The sequence below is a fragment of the Iodobacter sp. BJB302 genome (genome assembly GCF_002735645.1).
Lineage (GTDB): Bacteria > Pseudomonadota > Gammaproteobacteria > Burkholderiales > Chitinibacteraceae > Iodobacter.
On record NZ_PDZG01000124.1, the window covers coordinates 1 to 6,098 of the forward strand.

The window sequence follows — 6,098 nt, forward strand, 5'->3', positions numbered from 1 at the left end:
AGACAAACCTTTTTGCATCTGGATGCCATTGATGGGCATGATTCATCTCCGCAAAGTAGAACGTTCGTTCACTTTACGCCGCGCGAATGGCTAAATCAAGGGTTACTGAGCAAGAGACATAATCAGGAATGGCATAATAAAACTCAAAAAAATAATTAATAATTGCTACTGACATAATGCAATGCATATAATTAACTTAACGCGTTTAACATTAGAAAAACACATCAAATAAATCCATTCACCTATCAATAACCATTGAGTATTAATTTAATAATTTAATGTTTTTCATAGTGATATTTCACACAAACACTATAACGGCATTAAATTAGCACATATAGTGGACAAGTCCCAACTTCAGCCCAATGCAGCATGACCAGTCAGAAATTAGAATTTAAATAAAGCGCTTCATTGGCATAGTAATTTTCAGCAATATGCATATATTGAGCTCTACAATCAGGCCGTGCGTTATGAATGGCTGACTTGCGATGATTTTGAAATCCTTACAGAAGTGCAAGGGCAATCTCCCCCCCCCCCCAAAAAAAATATTATTGCTACTGTCGTGAATATGTATTTACGTCCAGACCATATGACATGCAAGTTACCTCTCCATCTGGTTTTATAAGAAATTTGGCATTCATATTTAGCTTACTTGGCGATAAGCCACTCTCCAAATACGCCTTAATTGTAGGCTGATCTAGATCAAGGTCATATTTAACATCAATGATCAGGGTGTATTGCTTATTTCCATCATCATTGGCACTGATAATGTAGGATTGCTGGCCAGTGCCAATAGTATCAATTTTAAAGAGCTCAAGCGCTTCAAAGATGCCTTTTCCTGATTATGTCTCTTGCTCTGGAACCCTTGATTTAGCTGCTTGCCCAGCATAGCTATTTCGGATGGTCAAATAGGTGGGATGCCCTTATTTCATGACACTTTACTCAAGCCGAGTAATGGTCGCGAGGGTTATCGACTGAGCAAGAGACATAATCAGGTGCCTTTTTGTGTTGCAAACTGCCCAAGCGATACAATTTGCGGGTTATCTTCTTTTCAACGTCATGTTGTTTATTATTTTCCTCCGCAGAGTCATTATGATATTTGATGTAATCTAAAAAATATTTCATTACTTCGTACTTATAATTATGATTTTTTTCTTGATAGGGAATATTAAATTCCAAACCATTTAAAAATAATTTATATTCACAGCCACTCGTATCACGGAATATTTTCTTTTCAGCCTGCGCCTGCGCCTGCGCCTGCGTTATTGTATGACTTTTAATACTAGAGGTAAACACCTCAGGTTTACCAGTTACGCATTCAAATTTTCCTGAACCTCTACTAAAAAACAGAAACCCCTTCATGCTTTTGTGCTGTGCTTTGAATTTCATTAGTGTGTACCAAACTAGTGCCATTACCAACCTGAGAAGGGCTGTTTCTAGGCGCACGAGTAAATAATCCAAATAATTTCATGCTTAAGTTTACTCCTAAATTTTACATGCCAGATTTTGAAATTAATATTTCACCCAAAAAAACCTGTGCGCTTTCAAAAAATGACTATTCACTGTAAATTATACCTAATTATGTCTCTTGCTCAGTCGATAACCCTCGCGACCATTACTCGGCTTGAGTAAAGTGTCATGAAATAAGGGCATCCCACCTATTTGACCATCCGAAATAGCTATGCTGGGCAAGCAGCTAAATCAAGGGTTCCGGAGCAAGAGACATAATCAGGAAATCATAAGTTCACAAAATATAGATCGATACTCTAATATAAATAAGTTTAGTATTAAAAATTCAAATGCACCACTTATTTTTCTCTATTTCGTAATGAATACGCACTCACAAAATCATTAATTCGCTCAGCCTTACCAAAGAGCCAACCTTGCCCCCATTGCACACCCAGTTCTAGTAGCGCTTTATGCTGCTCTTTCGTCTCAATTCCTTCTGCGATAATGGTCAAATCTAATTTGTGTGCCATAGCGATAATGTTAGGTGTCACACTGCGGTCGCTTGCATCGCTGCATAGCGTAGCCACAAAACTACGATCAATTTTTAGCAGGTCAAGTGGCAATGCGTGTAGATAGCTCAGGCTTGAGTAACCTGTACCAAAATCATCAATGGCCAAACGATAACCAGCAAAACGCAATGTGTTCAATTGTGCAAGCATCTCCTTATCCTTGGTGATGCCACGCTCAGTGAGCTCTAACTTAACTTCAGCAGGTCGCAAGCCATATTGCACTTCCAATTTCTGTAAAAAAACTAATAACCAATCATCTTGCAAATCCTGAGGAGCAACATTAATCGAAATACTAAAATCTTGAAAACTTTCACGCAAAACCACCATATCTTGTGCCGATTTTGTTAGTACAAACCGGGTTATGTCACTGATTTTCCCCATTAATTCTGCTTGTGAAATAAAATAGTCAGTATTTATCAATTGGCCATCAAAATCCCAGCGTATTAATGCTTCTGCTCCAATTATACGTTCAGTTTTCAATTCAACGATCGGTTGATAAAGAACATGAAACTCATTATCTTGAAGCCCACGGCTTATTAAATTATCAAGACTATATTGGCTTTGCACCCTAAAAAAAATAAAAATAAATCCAATAAGAATGATTGTTAAATTAGCAGGCAAAAAATATATCCAATAGCGCTTCCATGCTGATTTAAATTGAGCATGACTTATTCCCATTTCTACAAGATACTGGCCTGCAAAAATATTTTTTTCATAGTACAAAGCGAGATCAGCGTAGGGCAATGGCTCAGTGAAGCCTAAATAATACTCACCATGCCTAATAGAGACCAGAGGCTTCAACTTCTGGTCTCTATCAAGAGAACTTAAAATACTAAGTGGATTAAACTCAACAATATAAGCCCCCCGCCCAGCCACCAAGTGATTTAACCCATAAAGAGTTGCTGAGGGCCAATACCCCCAAATTCGCACTCCATTATCCATAGTAATACTTGGGTTTGTAGGTACTCCATAATTTCTTCTTCCCTTGTTATTACAAGCAATATTCCCGTCAACTACATATGAAATTGACAAAAAATGAGAGGATTTATATAACTGTTTATTAATATACTGCAGATGGCTCTTTGAGCAAACTTCAAATTCTTCAGGGTGCGTCCCTAACCCTCTCATTACATTCAATGCACGCACTCCATTTAAATAAAACTGACTAGAATGAGTCTTCAAGTATTCTTTAAGGGTGTAATACGTCCAGCCCCATGAACAAAAAAAGCTTAATAAAAAAACAGTAAAAAAACACAACATATTATATAAAATAATGTCTTTAAATGCTTTCTGACGCCTACAGCTTGAGGTGACCATTTCCGACAAAAATGGCCAAGACATTTCCTCTTCCATGTATTCTATTATTTTTTTTAACATAAGCAGCATTGCAATTAAAATGATTTAGAAAAATACAAACAATTTAATAAATCAATAAGCCATGGTAATGCTGTTAATTTTCAAAAAAACACCAATTACTTAACTTTGTTTTTTATTAAAATTCATACGTTTATTACTCTATACTCCATTAATTAAAAAACTCAAAAAACAAAATTCTAAATCAATAAATTACTAACAACAATTAACATATTTTTATGCAGCTATTGATCCATTTAAAATCAATAAAAACAATATCCCCGACAACACCTTGTACGATCCAAGGAGTTGACATTATCACGCAACCATACAACTAAAAAAGATAGAAAGAGGCATGTGCTATTATGGAATTAATATTTAATTAATTAGAGTAATTTACTTGGTGCTGCGCCAAATATTTTTTTAATATCTTGAGAAAAGTGTGAGGCCGAATCATAACCATTATCTACTGCAATCCGCGTGTAGGCATTTTTGCCTCCCAAGGAAGAAAGTATAGAATCCATTGCACGCCAACTCATTAGTTCAGTCTTTACTTTCCCCCCCAAAGCTTGCTTACTCAATTTTCTAAAGTAGCTGCTTGATAAGCCATAAGATCGCTGCAACTCAACCATTTTGTGCTGACCATAGTTTTTAAATAAAAATCGCACCAGCTGATAAGCTTCAGATTTTCTTAGCAAAGCAGCCAACTGTAACTGCTCAGGCACTGCGTGTAGTACACCGGCAATAAACCATTGATCTAGTGCTTTACGCGAAGACAAACAATCAGCGGGCAAGCTTATGCATAACCCCGCTGATGGAGCGCTTACCATTTGAGCACTAAACCCCAAATCCAAAAAAACCAAGCATTTGGCCAGTACGTGCATTGGTAATAAAGCGTACTCTCCCTCCTGAATATTTAGCTTGCTTATTCCATCATCAGGATACACTTGCAAAAGAACGGTACTGGATGGTGCGTCTCCTAGCTTCAGCAACCGTGTATTCAATGGCAACGAAGATGATGACTTTAAACGCCTCCACAAAATCATTTGAGTAGCATGGGGTATGATGGTAATGAGCGGGAATGGCTTCCATTGCAAATCTAAATCCATGTCACTTCCTAAGGAGTATCTAAAACAAAATATTTAATCAGCTATTTCGCCCTCAAATAATAACGACATACAAATAAATCACGTCACATAATTTCAAGCAAACAAAACGAATATTTATTGATCTAATCCGCCAGTAGTAACAAGACCTACTTCCACCGCATATTTGAATAAATCACCATCACGCTCGGTATTCAATTTGCGCATAGCACTATTTTTTTGTGAACTAATCGTTTGCTTGCTCCGGTGTAAGTGTGCGGCAATTTCATTCACCGACATCCCGCCTACGAATAGTCGTACAACTTCAACTTCTCTATCCGTCAGCACAGGCACTCTGTCAAAGCTCGCTGTCTCAGCATTAATTTCGCTCAAAACTCGGGCGACTGTTGTCGAGAAATGGCTACCGCCACTATATGCAGCATGAATAGCCGGAGCCAAATGAGATAAATCATCAGACTTACTCACAATGCAGCGCACTCCCTGAGAAAGCAAACTACGCAATACCAAACTACTGTTCACTGAAGTCATCACCACGATGCCCAATTTAGGATAGCGGCGCTTCAAAGCGCTCAACATACTACTTCCATCGCCATAAGCACCACCCGGCATTGAGTAATCGCTCACCAAAACGCTACAGTCATGTAACTCAAGCAACTGGGCGATCTGCGTCGAATTACTGGCACACCCTTGAACTCGAATGCTGGGTGCATCGCCCAAGCTCGCGATTACGCCCAATAAAACGGCAGGATGATCATCTGCAATAATAATATCAATCCCAAACGCAGCCATATCTACGCTCCTTGTAAAAATCGAGCACACATCAAGTGTCGTATATTTTTTATCAATTCCAGAACTAGGGTCCGTAATTGGTAAAGCCAGCTTTAGCACGCTCAACAACACCCAACTCCCGCTCTAGCGTCAGAGAAATTTTTAAGTTTCCAGTCTAGCAATAGCTCGTTCATCTCAAAGTACAATTTTCTCTTCCCCACAATTAATACTGTAATATTTCATAGCTTAGTTAAGACACAGGCAAAGCGAATCCACATCTGTATTTCTGCATGGATGTATGGCTCCCTTCGGGCTTGTGAATTAATCTAGCTCAGATTACGACCCTAGATAAAACAAATAAAATAAGATCATACAAATTTTTCCTTACCATATAGCCCTGCTCTACTAACAATCACTCTTAAGTCAACGAGCAACTTAAAATTAAGTATATCAAATAATACGAGAAAAAAAAACGAGACAAATCTGAAATAAAACTCAATTGGTACTGACTAGTACGAAGAGCAAATTTATATACTAAATATTAGCAAAAAATTATTCATAAAAAAGTTTAACAACTCAGAATGTGGTTAATTTTTTTCAAACATAATATTTATATTTAAATAAATATTATAAAACCATCCATAATATGTCTTAACCTAATGGAAATTAATAGTAACCCTCGTATGGTAATCCCCCCACAAAACCAGCTCATTTTTAAGTAGAATTTTCGTAAGCGCCTAGCCCTCCCATCTAAACGCCCTTTCCTTTTTTCGTCATGCTGAGGTTTTTATCAAGCAGGAGGATTTATGGGGGATTTGCAGACGCGGCGCGGGGAGTGGCTACTGCGCGTGGCTCA

The 6,098-nt window shown here is 37.8% G+C and carries 4 protein-coding genes; all 4 read right to left on the bottom strand.

Annotated elements, in window-relative coordinates; all coding sequences use genetic code 11:
- Positions 1-939: 939 nt before the first annotated feature.
- The 4 genes from CSQ88_RS21665 to CSQ88_RS21680 all read right to left on the bottom strand — a co-directional run bounded on the left by CSQ88_RS21665 (position 940) and on the right by CSQ88_RS21680 (position 5,362).
- The gene (locus CSQ88_RS21665; protein ID WP_099400141.1) at positions 940-1,386 is read right to left on the bottom strand and encodes a hypothetical protein; all 447 of its coding nucleotides are present in this window, start codon (positions 1,384-1,386) and stop codon (positions 940-942) included.
- A gap of 419 nt (positions 1,387-1,805) precedes the next feature.
- A complete protein-coding gene (locus tag CSQ88_RS21670; RefSeq protein WP_180273769.1) occupies positions 1,806-3,356 on the bottom strand; it encodes an EAL domain-containing protein in 1,551 nt (516 codons plus the stop codon).
- Positions 3,357-3,754: 398 nt separating this feature from the next.
- Positions 3,755-4,477, bottom strand: coding sequence for a hypothetical protein (locus tag CSQ88_RS21675; RefSeq protein WP_143449557.1), 723 nt, complete (start codon positions 4,475-4,477; stop codon positions 3,755-3,757).
- 114 nt (positions 4,478-4,591) lie between these two features.
- Entirely contained in the window at positions 4,592-5,362 is a 771-nt protein-coding gene (locus CSQ88_RS21680; protein ID WP_257212720.1) for a response regulator transcription factor, read from the bottom strand.
- Positions 5,363-6,098: the final 736 nt, after the last annotated feature.